We start from the raw sequence: 15,691 nt of genomic DNA, 5'->3' as shown, positions 1-15,691 counted from the left end.
TCAGCAATGCAATTTGTTTAGATTGTCCTGTGGAGTCAGATCCCCTTTTCGATGGAAAAGGAATCCGCCCCCGATTACGCTGCGAGCCATGACCCGCAACGTACTTTTCCTTTGCAGCCAGAACCGCCTGCGCAGCCCGACGGCCGAGCAGGTATTTGCCGATTGGCCCGGTATCGAGACCGCCTCGGCAGGGCTGCTGGCCCACGCCGAGGAAGTGCTCAGTCCGGAACTGTTGCAGTGGGCCGACCTGGTCTTCGTGATGGAGAAGGCGCACCGCAACCGGCTGTCCAGTCGCTACAACGCATGGCTGGGCGGCAAGCGGGTAATCTGCCTGGATATCCCGGACGACTACGGGTACATGGACCCGGTGCTGGTGGAGTTGCTCAAACGTAAGGTGGCGCCGTTCCTGCGTTGACCGCGCTGTTGTAGCGCCGAGCCATGCTCGGCTGCTTACTGCCGAAAGGCAGTCGAGCACGGCTCGACTCTACACATGGGAGCCGGCCAGCGGCCGGCACTACAATGGGCGGCATTCCTTTCGCGCAGGCCCCCGCCATGACCGATTCGCCGCTGCACGTCACCGTGAAGTTGAACGCCAAGCTTCAGCCCGAGCATCGCCACGAGCTGTTCGAAGATCCGCTGGATGCCCTGCTGGGCACTGCCGAACTGGGCGAGATCACGGGTGGTGGTACCGCGCTGACCGACGACGGCGAAGTGGACTACGGCGATATCGAGATCGCGCTGAACGATCCGGCCTCGCTGCCCGGCGTGATCGAGCTGCTGCAGCAGCTGGGTGCACCCAAGGGCTCGCTGATCCAGCGCGAAGGCGTTGCCGATCAGCCGTTCGGTGTCACCGAGGGCCTGGCGTTGTACTTGAACGGCACCGACCTCCCCGATGAGGTCTACGAGCAGTGCGATTCGAACTATGTGTTCGAGCAGATCGTCGAGCGTATCGAAGGCCACGGCGAGATCTGCAGCTGGTGGCAGGGCCCGACCGAGACGGCGCTGTATCTGTATGGCGCCTCGTTCGACACGATGCACGAGCGTATCGCCGATCTGCTGGCGAGCTACCCGCTGTGCCAGGGCGCGCGCGTAATACGCACCGCCTGATCGATCAACACGCCGGCGCGTGGCCTGCCGCATAGCGCAGGCCACGGCGCAGCTGCGCGCGCACATTCGGGTCGGCATACACCGCCGCGTCGTGGCCCAGCCCGGTATACCAGCTGCGGCCGCCATCGAAGGGCCGGCACCAGGCGATGGGATGATCGGCGCCCATGGTGCCGCCGTCGTAGCGCGATTCGTCCACCGTCGCGATGACCTGCACCATCCCACGGGGATTGCGCCGGTAGTTGTAGAGCTCATCGCGGATCGGCCAGGCCACTCCGGAAGCCTTCCCGTCCCGTTCGGGCTGCACCAACGTGTCCTGCAGACCTTCCGGGTGTTTGTGGAACCACGCGCCCACCAGCTCGCCATACCATGGCCAGTCGTACTCGGTATCCGCGGCAGCGTGCACACCCATGAATCCGCCGCCGTTGCGGATGAACTGCTCCATCGCGGCCTGCTGCGTGGCGTCGAGCACATCGCCGGTGGTGTTGGCGAAGACCACGGCGCGGTAGCGGGCGAGGGTGTCGGCGCGGAAGTCGCGCGGATCCTCGCTGTGATCCGCCCTCAATCCGGCCTCGGTGCTCAGCTGGCGCAGCGTCGCCACGGCCACTGGAATCGAGTCGTGGTGGAACTTGGCGGTGCGGGTGAAGATCAGGATGCGGTCGGCGCCGGGTGGGGCGGCAAGCCCGGCCATCGGGAGCAGGAGCAGCGAACACAGCAGGGCGATGAGCAGTCGGCGCATGCGCGGAGTCTGTCACGGGCCGTGGCGCCTGGCGTCCTGCGCTGCAGCACGGGCAACGCATGCGTGCGCGATCGGGCAGGGGGCGGGGCGGGCGGGCACGCTTCATCCCGGATCCTCCCCGGCTCATCCCGGATTTCACACGCTTCGTCGCGTGCCGCTTGTCGCTTCCAAGGGGGGCGCCCAGAGTCTGCCCCTGTCCGCTGGGAGCGCACTCGTGAACAAGGGAATTCCGTATCTGCTTGCTGCACTGGTCCTGCTGACGTGGTCGGCAGGCTGGGCCGAGCCGGTGCTGGCCCTGGTCCACCACGCGCAGAGCTGTCTGGCCGGCGGCGGCGACTTCGATCTGCTGCGCCTGCGCTGCCAGCCACAGCCCAGCGTGGTGTGCATCGGCCCCGCAACGTTGTGGTTCTGGCTGAGCGGCGTCGTCTTCGCGGTGGTGGCACTGCTGGGCACACGGCGCGGCGCACGCTGACACGCGCGTGGGCAACCGGCATCATCGGGCTCTGTCTGATGGAGGCCACATGGGTCCGAGCGAAAAGGAAAAGATGCTGTCCGGGATGCCGTATCGTCCGGGCGACCCGGAACTGCAGGCCGAGATGGCGGCGGCCAAGGTCTGGATGGTCCGTTACAACGCCGCCCTGGCCGAGAGCCCGGCCGTGCGCCGCGCGCTGTTGCGCGAGCAGCTCGGTGCGGTCGGCGAAGGCGCGGTGATCCGGCCGCCGTTCCACTGCGATTACGGCAGCAACATCCGCCTGGGCCAGGGCGTATTCCTCAACTACAACTGCGTGATCCTGGACGTGGCCGAGGTCAGCATCGGTGATGGCACCCAGATCGGCCCGGCGGTGCAGATCTATGCGGCCGACCATCCGCGCGACCCGCAGGCACGCGCGCAGGGCCTGGAGTCGGCCAGGCCGGTGCGCATCGGCCGCAATGTCTGGATCGGCGGGGGCGCGATCATATTGCCCGGCGTGACCATTGGCGATGACGCGGTGGTCGGTGCCGGCAGCGTGGTCACCCGCGATGTACCGGCCGGTGCGACGGTGGTGGGCAACCCGGCACGGGGAGTGACTGCACGCACCCACGGCGATTGATCCAGCTCAAGGCACCGCGTCCACATCGGGTGTGCAATGGTGATGTTCCCATTGCCACCCCAAGGAGCTCTGCCATGTACAAGCGCATCCTGATCGCCACCGATGGTTCGGAGCTGGCTGAAAAAGGCCTGGCCAAGGGCCTGGAGCTGGCCAGGGACCTCGATGCCGAGGTCGATATCGTGACCGTCTCCGAACCGTGGGCGGTGGGCATGTACGACGCCATGGGCTGGAGCGTGGGCTACATGAACACGCCCGAGTACAAAGCCGACCGCGAAGAGACCGCGCAGAAAGTGTTGCAGCCGGCCAAGGCCGCCGCCGAGGCGCAGGGACTGCGCACCACCACCGTGCACGTGCTTGACCGCTATGCCGCCGACGGCATCATCGATACTGCCACTGAACGCGGCAGCGACCTGATCGTGATGACCTCGCATGGCCGCCGTGGCGTCACCCGCGTGCTGCTCGGCAGCCAGACCGCCGAAGTGCTGGCACGCAGCACCGTACCGGTACTGGTCATCCGGTAATGGGGAAAGCGGTAGTGCCGGCCGCTGGCCGGCTCCCAGGTTGGCCCGATGCACGCGCAGCCGGCCAGCGGCCGGCACTACCTCCCCTTCGTCGCAAAGCGTGCGCGTCCGATCAGTCGCGCAGCTTCAACGTCTGCGATTCATCCAGCGTGCCATCGGTCTGCAGCACCACATAGCGCTCGCCGTGGCGGTCGAACAGTACCGGGATCGGGTCGCGGAACAGCGGGCGGCGCACGAAGCGCAGCTGCCAGCCGAAATGCTCCAGCGTTTCCACCGCCTGGCGCTGCTCCGCCGTCAGGCCGGCGCGCAGTTCAGCCGGGTTCGGGACAGTGCGGCGTTCGGGTGTGGTCATCGAGCGTAGGCGTGCAGGGACGGGCGTGTTGCCCCGGCCACCGCGTGCGGACACGGGGCGGCCGGGCGGACAACGCCGCGGTTCACCAGCTGTAGAGCTTCCAGTAGACCGGCGAGACGCCGTCCTTGTCACTGTCCATGCGGCCATCGCCGTTCTGGTCATACATGTAGAACGGGGCACCGCGCGACGGGGTCACCTTGACCATCCGCAGCTGGCCACCCACCCGGTATTCCTCGATGGTGTCGCCGTTGTCCTGGACCGTCTTGACCACGTCGGCACCGGTGACATCGACCGGGGGCCTGCCGCCGCCACCGGTGGCACAGCCGGCCAGCGCGAGCAGGCCTGCGAGCAACAGAATCTTCATGGGCCGGGAGTCCTTGGGCGAAGAGGGCCTGATTATGCCCGATGGATCGTGAGCCCGGTGCCGACGACGGTCAGGGCCGGGCGCGTAGAATCGTCGCATGAGCCGATTAGTCCTGATTGACGGGTCCAGTTACCTGTATCGCGCGTTCCACGCGCTTCCGCCGCTGACCAACGCACACGGTGAACCCACCGGCGCGTTGTTCGGTGTGGTCAACATGCTGCGCGCCACCCTGAAGGAGCGCCCCGAGTACGTCGCTTTCGTGGTCGATGCGCCGGGCAAGACCTTCCGTGACGACCTGTACGCCGACTACAAGGCCAACCGCCCGCCGATGCCCGACGACCTGCGCCCGCAGATCGAGCCGATGTGCCGCATCGTCGAAGCGCTGGGCCTGAGCATCCTGCGCATCCCCGGCGTGGAAGCCGATGATGTGATCGGCACGCTGGCCCTGCAGGGCCACCGCGATGGCCTGCAGGTCACCATTTCCACCGGTGACAAGGACTTCGCCCAGCTGGTCCGCCCGGGCATCGAGCTGGTCAACACCATGACCGGCAGCCGCATGGATTCGGACGCGGCGGTGATGGAGAAGTTCGGCGTGCGTGCCGACCAGATCGTCGACCTGCTGGCGCTGATGGGCGACGCGGTGGACAACGTGCCGGGGGTGGAAAAGTGCGGCCCCAAGACCGCCGCCAAGTGGCTGGCCGAGTATCAGCACCTGGACGGCGTGATCGCCGCAGCCCCGACCATGAAGGGCAAGATCGGCGAAAACCTGCGCGCGGCGCTGGAGCGCCTGCCGCTCAACCGCGAGCTGGTCACGATCCGCACCGACGTGCCGCTGGAGGTGACGCCGCAGACGCTGCCGCTGCGCGAGCCGGATGTGCCCTCGCTGAGCGAGCTGTACCTGCGCTACGGTTTCACCCAGGCCCTCAAGGAGCTGGGCGGCCCGGTGCCGGCCCCCGCTGCCGCCAGCGATGCCCCGGTCAGCCTGCGCGGCACCGCGGCCGGCTACGCCCGCGGCACGGCGGAGGAGGCGGTGGTGCCGGTCGACCCGGCGCTCTCCGCCCCCGGTGAGTACGAGATGGTGCTGACCACTGAACAGCTGGACGCCTGGGTGCAGCGCCTGGCCACGGCCGAGCTGATCTCCTTCGATACCGAGACCGACGCGCTGGACGCCATGCGCGCCAACCTGGTCGGCATCAGCCTGGCGGTCGAGCCGGGCCGGGCGGCCTACATCCCGGTCGGCCATGATTACCCGGGTGCGCCGGCCCAGCTGCCGCGCGAGCAGGTGCTGGCAGCGCTGCGCCCTGCCCTGGAAGACCCCACCAGGAAGAAGCTTGGCCAGCACGGCAAGTACGACCTGCACGTGCTGCGCCGCCATGGCGTGAACCTGCAGGGGTACCACGACGACACCATGCTGGAGAGCTTCGTGCTCAATTCCACCGCCACGCGCCATGACATGGACTCGCTGGCGATGCGCTACCTGGGCTACACCACGATCAAGTTCGAGGAGGTGGCCGGCAAGGGCGCCAAGCAGATCTCGTTCTCGCAGGTGGGCCTGGACGAAGCGTGCCGTTACGCTGCCGAAGATGCCGACGTGACCCTGCGCCTGCACCACGCGCTGCAGCCACAACTGCAGGCCACGCCCTCGCTGGACGGCGTCTACCGCGACATCGAGATGCCGCTGGTGCCGGTGCTGGCGCGGATCGAAGCCAATGGCGTGCACATCGACATGGCCGAGCTGCGCCGGCAGAGCCAGGACCTGGGCTCGCGCATGCTGGCCGCCCAGCAGAAGGCCACCGAGCTGGCCGGGCGCACCTTCAACCTGGATTCGCCCAAGCAGCTGCAGGCCGTGCTGTTCGACGAACTGCAGCTGCCGGCACTGGTGAAGACGCCCAAGGGCCAGCCCAGCACCAACGAAGAGGCGCTGGAGGCGATCGCCGAGCAGCATGAACTGCCGCGGGTGATCCTGGAGTACCGCGGGCTGGCCAAGCTGCGCAGCACCTACACCGACAAGCTGCCGGAGATGATCAACCAGGACACCGGGCGGGTACACACCAGCTACCACCAGTCCGGCGCCGCCACCGGCCGGCTGTCCTCGTCCGACCCGAACCTGCAGAACATCCCGATCCGCACCGAGGACGGCCGCCGCATCCGCCGCGCCTTCGTCGCCCCGCCGGGCCGCAAGATCCTGGCCTGCGATTACTCGCAGATCGAACTGCGGATCATGGCCCACCTCTCCGAAGATCCCGGCCTGGTGCGGGCCTTCGAGCAGGGCGTGGACGTGCACCGGGCGACCGCGGCCGAAGTCTTCAGCCGCAGCCTGGAGGAGGTCACCTCCAACGAACGCCGGGCCGCCAAGGCGATCAACTTCGGGCTGATGTACGGCATGAGTGCGTTCGGGCTGGCCCGCAACCTGGGCATCGACCGCGGCCAGGCCCAGGATTACGTGGCGCTGTACTTCAGCCGCTACCCCGGCGTGCGTGATTTCATGGAACGGATGCGCCAGCAGGCCCGGGACCAGGGCTACGTGGAGACCCTGTTCGGCCGTCGGCTGTACCTGAACGACATCAACGCCCGCAACCAGGGCCTGCGCGCCGGGGCGGAACGCGCCGCCATCAATGCCCCCATGCAGGGCACGGCGGCCGACATCATCAAGCGCGCCATGGTGAAGGTGGACAGCTGGCTGCTCGACCACAGCGACCAGGCCAAGATGATTCTGCAGGTACACGATGAACTGGTCTTTGAAACCGAAAGCAGTTTCCTCGATACCTTGCGTTTGAAAGTCGTTGAATTGATGTCGTCAGCGGCCGAACTGCGGGTACCGCTGGTGGTGGATGCCGGCGTCGGTGATAACTGGGATGAGGCACATTGAGGCCTGAATCACAGTCAAAAGGCTGAATTGGTTCATTGCGCCACGATAATCTGACTGTTGGATGAATGTTTCCGGGAAGAGGGGCGGATTAATTGGGCCCCTTCACGAACTATCAATGTTCGGAGTGCTTTGATAGACCTCGACAGGCGCAATGCCTGTTGTGGATCTCTCCCATCCCCTGGAGCAGATCTCGGAACGGGGGCTCCTCCCCAAGCGCCCGTTCCCCGGCCCCGCTAACCTCCCCCTGGTTGGCGGGGCTTTTTATTTGTGGCGCCGAAAGCAGCCCCTCCGCGCCGCCCGGCCATTGCCTCGCAGCGGGTGCCGGCCCATGCTGGCTGGACCAGTCCGGGGAAAGGCGATGAGCGACCTGTTTGCATTGGCCATGCCGTGGTGGGAATTCATCCTGCGCGCGGTGGTGGTGTACGTGGTGGTCCTGGGCATGGTCCGGCTGTCCGGCAAGCGCGCGCTGGGCCAGATCACCCCGTTCGACGTGCTGTTGATCGTGTTGCTCGGCAACGCGGTGCAGAACGCCCTGCTGGGCCAGGACACCTCCCTGGGCGGCGGCCTGCTGCTGGCGGCGACGCTGATCTCGATCAACTACGGCGTGGGCTGGCTCAGCACGCGCAGCCGACGGGTGGAAACCCTGGTTGAAGGCGAGCCGATCCTGATTGCCCGCGACGGCAAAGTGCTCGATTCCGTGCTCAAGCGCGAACTGGTCACCCCGGCCGACCTGGACGCGGCGATGCGTCAGCAGGGCTGCCTGTCCATCGACGATGTCGCCCTGGCGGTACTGGAGATCAACGGCCACATCACGATCGTGCCGAAGAAGGGGTAGCGCTCCGGCCGCTGCGGTGCCGCGGCCGGTTACACCCAGTCGCGCGGCACGAGATAGTCGGCCAGACGCGCCTCGTCGCTGCCGGCCTCCGGCTGGAAGCCATACTCCCAGCGCACGCGCGGGGGCAGGCTCATCAGGATGCTCTCGCTGCGCCCGCCGCTCTGCAGCCCGAACAGGGTGCCGCGGTCGTAGACCAGGTTGAACTCGACATAGCGGCCGCGCCGGTACAGCTGGAATTCGCGCTCGCGCTCGCCATACGGCGTGTCCTTGCGGCGCTCGACCAGCGGCAGATAGGCGTCCATGAAGCCGTCGCCGACCGCGCGCAGATACGCAAAATCGCGCTCGAAGTCGCCATGCAGGTCGTCGAAGAACAATCCGCCTACGCCCCGCGTCTCGTTGCGGTGGCGCAGGAAGAAATACTCATCGCACCAGCGCTTGTGCGCCGCATAGCGCTCTTCGCCGAAAGGCGCGCACAGATCGTGCGCAACCTGGTGCCAGTGCCGCACGTCTTCGTCGATCGGGTAGAACGGGGTGAGGTCGAAGCCGCCGCCGAACCAGGACGCCACCGCCACGCCATCGCGCTCGGCGCGGAAGTAGCGCACGTTGGCGTGCGTGGTCGGCAGATAGGGATTGGCCGGATGGAACACCAGCGAGACGCCGGTCGCGCGCCATGACGCGCCGGCCAGCTCCGGCCGGTTCGCCGAGGCCGATGGCGGCAGGCGGGTACCGGCCACATCGGAAAACCCGATCCCGGCCTGCTCGAACACCGCGCCGTCGCGCAGGATGCGGGTACGGCCACCGCCACCCTCCGCACGCTGCCAGAGATCTTCGGCAAAGCGGGCCTGGCCGTCGGCGGTTTCGATCGCCGCACAGATGCGGTCCTGCAGGTCGGTCAGATACGCGCGGACGCGGTCGAAGTCGTTCATGGCGCTACTTTACCGCAGGCCGGTGCACGGCCTGCGTGTGCTCAGTGGCCGCTCTTGCGGTTGCGGTTGCTGCTGTCCTTTGTCGCGGCAGGGGCCTGGGCCGGCGCATCGGCATCGTCGTCCGCCTCGGCCTCGGCGGCCATGCGCTCGGCGATCTGCTCCAGCCCGGCGCTGACCTGCAGCAGGCCCCAGTTGCGGGTCGCGTGCACATCGCAGGCGACGTGGGTGCCGTTGCCGTCCTTTGCGCAGATCGCGGCCATCTGCTCGGGCAGCGCCTCGTCACCGGTGTGTTCGTAGACGCTGGCCAGGTTCTCGCAGCCCTCGCGCACGCCGGCGGTGCACAGCGTCAGATAGAACGGCGACGCCTCGGCCCAGCGGTTGCGCAGCGCCAGCTGATGACCGGCGGCATTGCAGCCCTGCAGCTTGCCGGCCGCGCAGCACGCCTGGGCACCGCCTTCGCGGGCCAGCGTCGGGCAGTCCTGCGGCAGCGGGGTTTCGACGAAGACCACCGGCGCGCTGCACTGCTGCGCCTCGCCGGTGTGTGCGTAGTAGCTGAAGCGGTTCCAGCTGTCCATGCCGATGAGGTTGCCATTGGCCAGGCGCTTGAAGACGAAATCGTCGCCCTGGTCGTGACGTACGCGGATGTCGCCATCGACCAGGCGCGCGCGCAGCTTGCCGCCGAAGCCGCTGTCGATCATGCCGCCATCGCCGAACGGCAGATGGTCCATCAGGCCCTGGCTGGCCACATAGCTGCCGCAGGGCAGGGACGTGGCTGCCACCGGGCTCAACGCCGTGGCGTCCAGCCCCGCCAGCGGGGCGGCCCGCTCACAGGCGCGCGGGTCGTGGCCCCGGGTGCAGGCCCGATGCAGTGCATCGCGGGCGGGAACCAGGCGGCCGGCGTCCCACAGTGCTTCGGCGGCCTTGGCGCAGAACGTGCCGCTGGTCTGTGCCTGGCAGAGCGCGGTGATCTCATCCAGTTGCGCGGCCGGCAGCGGCGAGGCATCGGCGGTGAGGCCGCCGAGCAGAGCCTTGGCAAAGGCTTGGCTCACGGCTTCGCGCGCGGCCTCCAGGCAGGCGTCCTCGTCATACTGAGCGGATTCGGGCTTGCAGACGTCCGGTTCGGGCGGCTCTGCGGCAATGCTCTGTCTCGCGACCACCCTGTCGGCCTCGCGCGCTTCGGTCTGGAAGTTGGCCAGCAGGCGCTTGCAGGCGGCCGGGACATCCTCGTGGCACCACTGGCGGAGGCGGTCGTTGCTGGCGAAAAGCATGTCGTCCAGGCAGGTGCCGATCTCGGCCCGGCAGGACGCAGCGGGGAACACCGTGGCGGGGCGACAGGTGGCGGCCTTCTGCAGGCGGTACGCGTTGAAGCGGTCGCTGAGCAGGCGGCCGCCGTCCTCTACGGTCAGCGCGCCGACGCCGCCATTGTCCAGGTCGGCCAGCTTCAGCTCGTCGCCGAGGCGGCTGAGGAGGTACGGCTCGGGTGCCTGGCCGGGAATCTGCCGCACGCCTTCATTCGCACTGTGCAGGGTCAACGTGGTGCCGGTGTCCTCGGAGACGAACGTGCCGCACACCATCGCCTGGGCGGCTGCGGTCGCGGGCAGGCTGACCGCCGTGAGCAGGGTGAACAGGGTCGTGCGCCAGCCGTGGCGGCGCAGAAGGGGGAGGGAAACGGTCACACCATCATCCTTGCAGGTCGTGCAGCGCACGGTGGCGCTGCGGGGGAAATGTCAGCGGCGGAACAGGGCACGCACATCGGCCGCGCACAGGCGCACGATCAGCCAGCCCTGCAGGACCGCGAAGGCCAGCGCGGTCATGCCGGCAAGGCCGCTGCAGATCACGCGCTGCACGCGCAGTTCACTGCGCAGCTTGAGCAGTTCAATCGACATCGTGTCGTCGGGTATCTGCGCCAGCAGGTGGCCGAACGCATCGTCCAGCAACCACGCGGCGATCACGTTGAGCACGGCGGTGACCGCCAGCAGCACGATGAACAGTGCCCATGCCCAGCGCCAGCGACGCAGCATCCCCCAGCACGCCGCACTGCCCAGCAGGCTGGACATGCACAGCAGCACGTTGGCGAGCACCGGGTGGGTCAGCAGCCAGCGCAGCGAGCCGGGCAGCCAGTGCAGCTCCTCATCGGCCAGCAGCGCCTGCAGCGCCTCCGCGCCCGACAGTGGAATGGCAACCAGGGCCAGGACGGCCCACATCGCGGCCGAGGCCAGGCAGACCAGCAGGACGGACTTGAGCAGGGGGGCGAGAAAGGCAGGGGCGCCATCCCCGCTGGGCCGGGGCATGGAGGAAGGCAATTGCGGGGGAAGCGACGCTGACATCCGGTGTCCTGGTTGGGCAGGCCGCAACGTCTAGGTCGCCGCCACCGCGTTTGCGGCCGCGGGCAGGATATGGTCTGCGCTCAACGGTGCCAAGCGCCGCCCATGCGGCGGGCGCAACGGCACCCAGGCCAGTTCGGCGATTTCCGCCTGTGGCCGCGGCGTCCCGGTGATCGTGACCAGGAACGCATGGGCCCGTACGCGATGCCCGGCTTCGTGCACCGCCCACGCCTCGAAGCAGCCCAGCGCCACGGCGCTTCCAGCCACCAGGGTGACGCCGAGTTCTTCGTCCAGCTCACGCGCCAGGGCGGCCAGCGGCGCCTCGCCCGGCTCGGGCTTGCCACCCGGCTGGATGAAGGTCGCCGAGCCCTGTTTGCGCACCACCAGCACGTGGCCACCGGCATCGAAAACGACCGCGGCGACGATATCGATCGTCGCCGCGGCGTGCTGCACGTCAGTGGGCACCGACGTCATCGCTGGCTTACTTCAGGTTCTCTTCGAACAGCTTGAGGATGCGCTTGTACTGGTCCAGCCAGGAATCGGCACGCACATAGCCGTGGCGTTCCAGCGGGTACGGCGCGATCGACCAGTTGTCCTTGTGCAGCTCGATCAGCTTCTGGGTGAGGTTGACCGAGTCCTGGAAGAACACGTTGTCATCCATCATCCCGTGCGCGATCAGCAGGTGGTCCTGCAGGCCGTCGGCGTATTCGATCGGCGACGATTTGCGGTACGCCTCCGGGTCGATGTCCGGGGTATTGAGGATGTTGGCGGTGTAGCCGTGGTTGTACTGGTGCCAGTCGACCACCGGGCGCAGCGCGGCGCCGGCCTTGAACGTGCCCGGCGAGCGGAACAGCGCCATGAAGGTCATGAAGCCGCCGTAGGAGCCGCCGTAGATGCCGGCGTGGTCACGGTCGCCCTGCTTGGTCTGGACCAGCCAGTTCAGGCCGTCCTTGTAGTCTTCCAGTTCCGGGTGGCCCATGTTGCGGTAGATCGCCGTGCGCCAGTCGCGGCCGTAGCCGGCGCTGCCGCGGTAATCCATGTCCAGCACCACGTAGCCCTTCTGCACCAGCAGGTTGTGGAACATCTGCTCGCGGAAGTAGGCCGGGTACTGCTGGTGCACGTTCTGCAGGTAACCGGCGCCGTGCACGAACATGGCGATCGGGTACTGCTTGCCCGGCTCGAAGGTGTCCGGGCCGTAGTACTTGGCCCAGACCACACCGGCACCGTGCTTGGACGGCACCTGCACCAGCTTGGGCTGGATCCACTCGCGCGCCTTGAACTCGGCGGTGCGGGTGTCGGTCAGCACCTTGGCCTGGCCACCGGCGGCGGGCACCACGGCCAGCTGGGTCGGCAGGTAGGCACCGGAGTACCGCACCAGCAGCTGCTGGCCGTCCGGGGAGAGAGAGAAGTCCTCGACACCGTTGAGCGCGGTCAGCTCACGCACCTGCCTGCTGGCGGTATCGACCGCGCACACTTCGTAATCGCCCGGCGACTGCTGGTTGCACAGGAAGTAGAAGCCACGGCCATCGGCGCTGGGCACCGGCATCGAGGTTTCCCACTTGCCACCGGTCAGCGCCTGCGGCTTGGCCGTGCCCTGCTGGGTGTACAGGTGCGAGTAGCCGGATTCTTCGGACAGCAGCCACAGAGTACGGTTGTCGTTGGACCAGCCGAAATCGTTGAAGCTCCAGTTGATCCAGGCGCTGTCGGTCAAGCGATGACGCGTCTCCAGCTTGGCGCTGGCCGGGGTCACGCTGGCGATCCAGCGGTCCTTGTTGTCATTGGCGCGCAGCATGATCGCGGCCTGCTGGCCATCGGCGCTCCAGCGGATGCCGGGCGCGCCGGGGCCGCCCAGCACTTCCACCGGGCGATTGCCTTTCAGCGCGTCCTTGCCGGCGGCCTTGCGCAGCGCGGCCAGCGGGTCGGTGGCGATGCCCGGCAGACCGTCCAGCGACAGCGGCTTGACCGTGCCGGCCACGGCATCGACCAGCCACAGCGCGTTCGGCTCGGGATCGTTGCGGCCGACGCGGGTGCGGGTGTCTTCGAACTCTTCGTAACCCGATTCGGTCACGTACTTGGGCATTTTGCCGCCGCGGCCTTCATCGAAGCTCTTCGGCTTGGTGACCACGATCAGGGTGCGCGCATCGGGCGAGAGCACGCTGTCGACGATCTCCACATCGGCGCCCAGATACACCGGACCCGGTGCACGGGTGCCGTCGGCACGGCGCCAGCTGGCTTCCTGCGCCTTGAGCGCCTCGCGCTGGGCGCGATCGTTGCGCAGCGTGGCCAGGGTGCGCAGCTGCTGCTCGCGCAGGGTGTCGGCCTTGGGCGCATCGTCCGGGTTCTTCTCGGCCTTCAGGCTGGCGACCTGCTGCACGCCGGCGGCGGCCGTCCAATGGAACCAGTTCTGGCCGGTGCGCCAGATCACGCCGCCATCGCGGGCGAAATTGACCGCGCCGGATTTTTCGGTGCTGCGGGTCAGCTGGGTCAGCGCGCCACTGCGCAGGTCGCGCACGAACACATCGCCATTGCGCACGAACGCCGAGCGCTGTCGCGCGCTGTCGTAGACCGGGCTGTCCACATCCAGGGTGCCGCGCTGGTCATCGCCAACCTGCGCCGCCACCCCACCGGCGACCGGCTGGCGGAAGGTGTCGCGCACCGGGCTGCCAGTGCGCTTGAGCTGGTACTCCACCTGCTGGCTGTTCCACGACCACCAGGCGCTTTCGACCGGGGGGCCGATCCAGTCCGGGTCGGCCATGGCCTGCTCGATGGTGATCGGCGTCGGCGCCGCATGGGCAGCGCCGCCAAGGGCGGCGAGCAGCAGCAGGGACAAAGGCAGCGTTCTGGGCATTGCGGGCGGCACCAATGAGGAAAACCCGCCAAGCGTAGCAGCCGCAAGGGCCGCGGGAAGGGGCCACAGGTCATGGGCGTGCGTTCATGAGCGACGGCCGGTGGGTCGGGCGCTGGGCCCCCATACCCCTTCCGGCGAATGTCCTCCGGCGTCGGCCTGCGGCCGCCCCCTCCCCCTTTATTTCGCCTCCAAGGGTATGGGGGCCCAGCGCCCGACCCACCTGCGACAAAGTGAAGCAGCGCGTCACCGGGTCGCATGTGCCTTTCACGGATACAGGCCCAGACTGGTGCGGATTCCAGAAGCCAGTCGGAGGCGTCTCTTGGACGCGTTGTTGTTGTCCCGGATCCAGTTCGGGTTCGTCATCAGTTTCCACGTGCTGTTCCCGGCCTTCACGATCGGGACCGCCAGTTGGCTGGCCTTTGTCGAATCGCGCTGGCTGCGCACCGGCAATCCGGTCTGGCGCGAGCTGTATTTCTTCTGGCAGAAGATCTTCGCCGTGTCCTTCGGCATGGGCGTGGTCAGCGGCATCGTCATGGCCTTCCAGTTCGGCACCAACTGGCCGCGGCTGAGCGAGGTCGCCGGTACCGTGATCGGGCCGCTGCTCACCTATGAAGTGCTCACCGCGTTCTTCCTGGAAGCCAGCTTCCTGGGCGTGATGATGTTCGGCTGGGGCAAGGTCTCGCCGCGGCTGCATTTCTTCTCCACCTGCATGGTGGCGCTGGGCACGCTGGTCTCCACGTTCTGGATCCTGTCCTCCAACAGTTGGCTGCAGACGCCGGCCGGCTACGACATCATCGACGGCATCGTGCACCCGCAGAACTGGTGGCAGGTGGTGTTCAACCCCTCCTTCCCGTATCGCCTCGCGCACATGGCCCTGGGCTCGTTCATTACCACCTGCTTCGTGATCGGTGGCGTGGGCGCGTGGTACCTGCGCAAGGACGTGCACCGCGAGGCCGGTCGCAAGATGCTGCTGGCCGCGGTGGGCTTTGCCGCGCTGACGGTGCCGGTACAGATCTTCGTCGGCGACATGCATGGGCTGAACACGTTGAAGCACCAGCCGATGAAGATCGCGGCGGTGGAAGCGCACTGGCATTCCGAAGGCGAGGGCAAGGGCGTGCCGCTGGTGGTGTTCGCCGTGCCCAACGAGAAGGCCGAGCGCAATGACTACGAGATCGCGATCCCGCGCCTGGGCAGCCTGATCCTCACCCATTCGCTGGATGGCACCTTCGATCCGCTCACCTCGGTGCCTGCCAGCGATCGGCCGCCGGTGGTCCCGGTGTTCTTCGCATTCCGGGTGATGGTCGGGCTGGGCACGCTGATGCTGCTGCTGGCCTGGGTCTCGGCGTTCCAGTGGTGGCGCGGCAAACTGCTGCAGTCGCGCTGGTTGATCCGCGGCTGGAACTGGATGCTGCCCAGCGGCTTCATCGCGCTGATTTCCGGCTGGTTCGTGACCGAGATGGGCCGGCAACCGTGGGTGGTCTATGGCGTACTGCGCACGGCCGATGCAGTCGGCCCGCAGACTGCGTGGATGACGGCGTTGTCGCTCGGTGTGTACATCGTGGGCTATGCGTTCGTGTTCGGCTGGGGCATCTGGTACCTGGTGAAGATCATCCGCACCGGTCCCAAGCCGCATGAGCCGGCACCGAAGCTGGATGCCGGCAGCCACACCCCGGCGCGGCCGCTGTCCGGTGCCGATGAACCGCTGGAGGAGCGCTGAG

16 protein-coding genes are annotated in these 15,691 nt (G+C 67.6%); 8 read left to right on the top strand and 8 right to left on the bottom strand.

Features of this window, described 5'->3' with window-relative positions; all coding sequences use genetic code 11:
- Positions 1 to 88: 88 nt before the first annotated feature.
- Positions 89 to 415, top strand: coding sequence for a low molecular weight protein tyrosine phosphatase family protein (locus BIZ42_RS08960; RefSeq protein ID WP_070426223.1), 327 nt, complete (start codon positions 89 to 91; stop codon positions 413 to 415).
- Positions 416 to 552: 137 nt separating this feature from the next.
- Positions 553 to 1,107 (top strand): hypothetical protein, encoded by a 555-nt coding sequence (locus BIZ42_RS08955; RefSeq protein WP_070427490.1) that lies wholly within the window; start codon positions 553 to 555, stop codon positions 1,105 to 1,107.
- A gap of 4 nt (positions 1,108 to 1,111) precedes the next feature.
- Here the strand turns inward: BIZ42_RS08955 and BIZ42_RS08950 are convergent, their stop codons facing one another.
- Positions 1,112 to 1,843, bottom strand: coding sequence for a ThuA domain-containing protein (locus BIZ42_RS08950; protein ID WP_070426222.1), 732 nt, complete (start codon positions 1,841 to 1,843; stop codon positions 1,112 to 1,114).
- 214 nt (positions 1,844 to 2,057) lie between these two features.
- Between BIZ42_RS08950 and BIZ42_RS08945 the strand changes: the two genes are divergently transcribed.
- The 3 genes from BIZ42_RS08945 (at position 2,058) to BIZ42_RS08935 (ending at position 3,455) form a co-directional block, all read left to right on the top strand.
- Entirely contained in the window at positions 2,058 to 2,315 is a 258-nt protein-coding gene (locus BIZ42_RS08945; protein ID WP_019185634.1) for a hypothetical protein, read from the top strand.
- A 49-nt stretch (positions 2,316 to 2,364) separates the two neighbouring features.
- Complete coding sequence (locus tag BIZ42_RS08940) at positions 2,365 to 2,934, top strand: sugar O-acetyltransferase (RefSeq protein ID WP_070426221.1); 570 nt, start codon at positions 2,365 to 2,367, stop codon at positions 2,932 to 2,934.
- Between the two features lie 74 nt (positions 2,935 to 3,008).
- A complete protein-coding gene (locus BIZ42_RS08935) occupies positions 3,009 to 3,455 on the top strand; it encodes a universal stress protein (protein ID WP_019185636.1) in 447 nt (148 codons plus the stop codon).
- A 112-nt stretch (positions 3,456 to 3,567) separates the two neighbouring features.
- Here the strand turns inward: BIZ42_RS08935 and BIZ42_RS08930 are convergent, their stop codons facing one another.
- The gene (locus tag BIZ42_RS08930; protein ID WP_070426220.1) at positions 3,568 to 3,807 is read right to left on the bottom strand and encodes a hypothetical protein; all 240 of its coding nucleotides are present in this window, start codon (positions 3,805 to 3,807) and stop codon (positions 3,568 to 3,570) included.
- An 82-nt stretch (positions 3,808 to 3,889) separates the two neighbouring features.
- The gene (locus BIZ42_RS08925; RefSeq protein WP_019185638.1) at positions 3,890 to 4,171 is read right to left on the bottom strand and encodes a DUF2782 domain-containing protein; all 282 of its coding nucleotides are present in this window, start codon (positions 4,169 to 4,171) and stop codon (positions 3,890 to 3,892) included.
- Between the two features lie 97 nt (positions 4,172 to 4,268).
- Between BIZ42_RS08925 and polA the strand changes: the two genes are divergently transcribed.
- Positions 4,269 to 7,040: a DNA polymerase I gene (gene polA / locus BIZ42_RS08920; RefSeq protein WP_070426219.1), complete on the top strand. Its 2,772-nt coding sequence runs from the start codon at positions 4,269 to 4,271 to the stop codon at positions 7,038 to 7,040.
- Between the two features lie 358 nt (positions 7,041 to 7,398).
- Positions 7,399 to 7,875, top strand: a complete 477-nt coding sequence (locus BIZ42_RS08915; RefSeq protein ID WP_070426218.1) for a YetF domain-containing protein — start codon at positions 7,399 to 7,401, stop codon at positions 7,873 to 7,875.
- Between the two features lie 29 nt (positions 7,876 to 7,904).
- Here BIZ42_RS08915 and hemF read toward each other — a convergent pair whose 3' ends face one another.
- The 5 genes from hemF to BIZ42_RS08890 all read right to left on the bottom strand — a co-directional run bounded on the left by hemF (position 7,905) and on the right by BIZ42_RS08890 (position 13,973).
- Positions 7,905 to 8,801, bottom strand: coding sequence for an oxygen-dependent coproporphyrinogen oxidase (hemF, locus tag BIZ42_RS08910; protein ID WP_019185641.1), 897 nt, complete (start codon positions 8,799 to 8,801; stop codon positions 7,905 to 7,907).
- 41 nt (positions 8,802 to 8,842) lie between these two features.
- On the bottom strand, positions 8,843 to 10,477 hold the full coding sequence (locus tag BIZ42_RS08905; protein WP_070426217.1) for a hypothetical protein: 1,635 nt from the start codon (positions 10,475 to 10,477) through the stop codon (positions 8,843 to 8,845).
- Positions 10,478 to 10,528: 51 nt separating this feature from the next.
- Positions 10,529 to 11,092, bottom strand: a complete 564-nt coding sequence (locus BIZ42_RS08900; protein WP_070426216.1) for a hypothetical protein — start codon at positions 11,090 to 11,092, stop codon at positions 10,529 to 10,531.
- Positions 11,093 to 11,158: 66 nt separating this feature from the next.
- Complete coding sequence (locus tag BIZ42_RS08895) at positions 11,159 to 11,578, bottom strand: NUDIX domain-containing protein (RefSeq protein ID WP_070427489.1); 420 nt, start codon at positions 11,576 to 11,578, stop codon at positions 11,159 to 11,161.
- A gap of 28 nt (positions 11,579 to 11,606) precedes the next feature.
- On the bottom strand, positions 11,607 to 13,973 hold the full coding sequence (locus tag BIZ42_RS08890) for a S9 family peptidase (protein WP_070426215.1): 2,367 nt from the start codon (positions 13,971 to 13,973) through the stop codon (positions 11,607 to 11,609).
- Between the two features lie 319 nt (positions 13,974 to 14,292).
- Here BIZ42_RS08890 and BIZ42_RS08885 point away from each other — a divergent pair, with 319 nt between their 5' ends.
- Positions 14,293 to 15,690: a cytochrome ubiquinol oxidase subunit I gene (locus tag BIZ42_RS08885; protein ID WP_070426214.1), complete on the top strand. Its 1,398-nt coding sequence runs from the start codon at positions 14,293 to 14,295 to the stop codon at positions 15,688 to 15,690.
- Position 15,691 lies beyond the last annotated feature (1 nt).

It is taken from the genome of Stenotrophomonas sp. LM091 (assembly GCF_001806305.1).
GTDB classification, from domain to species: domain Bacteria; phylum Pseudomonadota; class Gammaproteobacteria; order Xanthomonadales; family Xanthomonadaceae; genus Stenotrophomonas; species Stenotrophomonas bentonitica_A.
This window is presented reverse-complemented; position numbering and strand designations above follow the sequence as displayed.

What these genes read in the sequence shown, in the direction of transcription:
- BIZ42_RS08960 (WP_070426223.1), top strand. Translation starts at nt 89, where the DNA reads ATGACCCGCAACGTACTTTTCCTTTGCAGCCAGAACCGCCTGCGCAGC.
- BIZ42_RS08955 (WP_070427490.1), top strand. Translation starts at nt 553, where the DNA reads ATGACCGATTCGCCGCTGCACGTCACCGTGAAGTTGAACGCCAAGCTT.
- BIZ42_RS08950 (WP_070426222.1), bottom strand. Translation starts at nt 1,843, where the DNA reads ATGCGCCGACTGCTCATCGCCCTGCTGTGTTCGCTGCTCCTGCTCCCG.
- BIZ42_RS08940 (WP_070426221.1), top strand. Translation starts at nt 2,365, where the DNA reads ATGGGTCCGAGCGAAAAGGAAAAGATGCTGTCCGGGATGCCGTATCGT.
- BIZ42_RS08935 (WP_019185636.1), top strand. Translation starts at nt 3,009, where the DNA reads ATGTACAAGCGCATCCTGATCGCCACCGATGGTTCGGAGCTGGCTGAA.
- BIZ42_RS08930 (WP_070426220.1), bottom strand. Translation starts at nt 3,807, where the DNA reads ATGACCACACCCGAACGCCGCACTGTCCCGAACCCGGCTGAACTGCGC.
- BIZ42_RS08925 (WP_019185638.1), bottom strand. Translation starts at nt 4,171, where the DNA reads ATGAAGATTCTGTTGCTCGCAGGCCTGCTCGCGCTGGCCGGCTGTGCC.
- polA (WP_070426219.1), top strand. Translation starts at nt 4,269, where the DNA reads ATGAGCCGATTAGTCCTGATTGACGGGTCCAGTTACCTGTATCGCGCG.
- BIZ42_RS08915 (WP_070426218.1), top strand. Translation starts at nt 7,399, where the DNA reads ATGAGCGACCTGTTTGCATTGGCCATGCCGTGGTGGGAATTCATCCTG.
- hemF (WP_019185641.1), bottom strand. Translation starts at nt 8,801, where the DNA reads ATGAACGACTTCGACCGCGTCCGCGCGTATCTGACCGACCTGCAGGAC.
- BIZ42_RS08900 (WP_070426216.1), bottom strand. Translation starts at nt 11,092, where the DNA reads ATGCCCCGGCCCAGCGGGGATGGCGCCCCTGCCTTTCTCGCCCCCCTG.
- BIZ42_RS08890 (WP_070426215.1), bottom strand. Translation starts at nt 13,973, where the DNA reads ATGCCCAGAACGCTGCCTTTGTCCCTGCTGCTGCTCGCCGCCCTTGGC.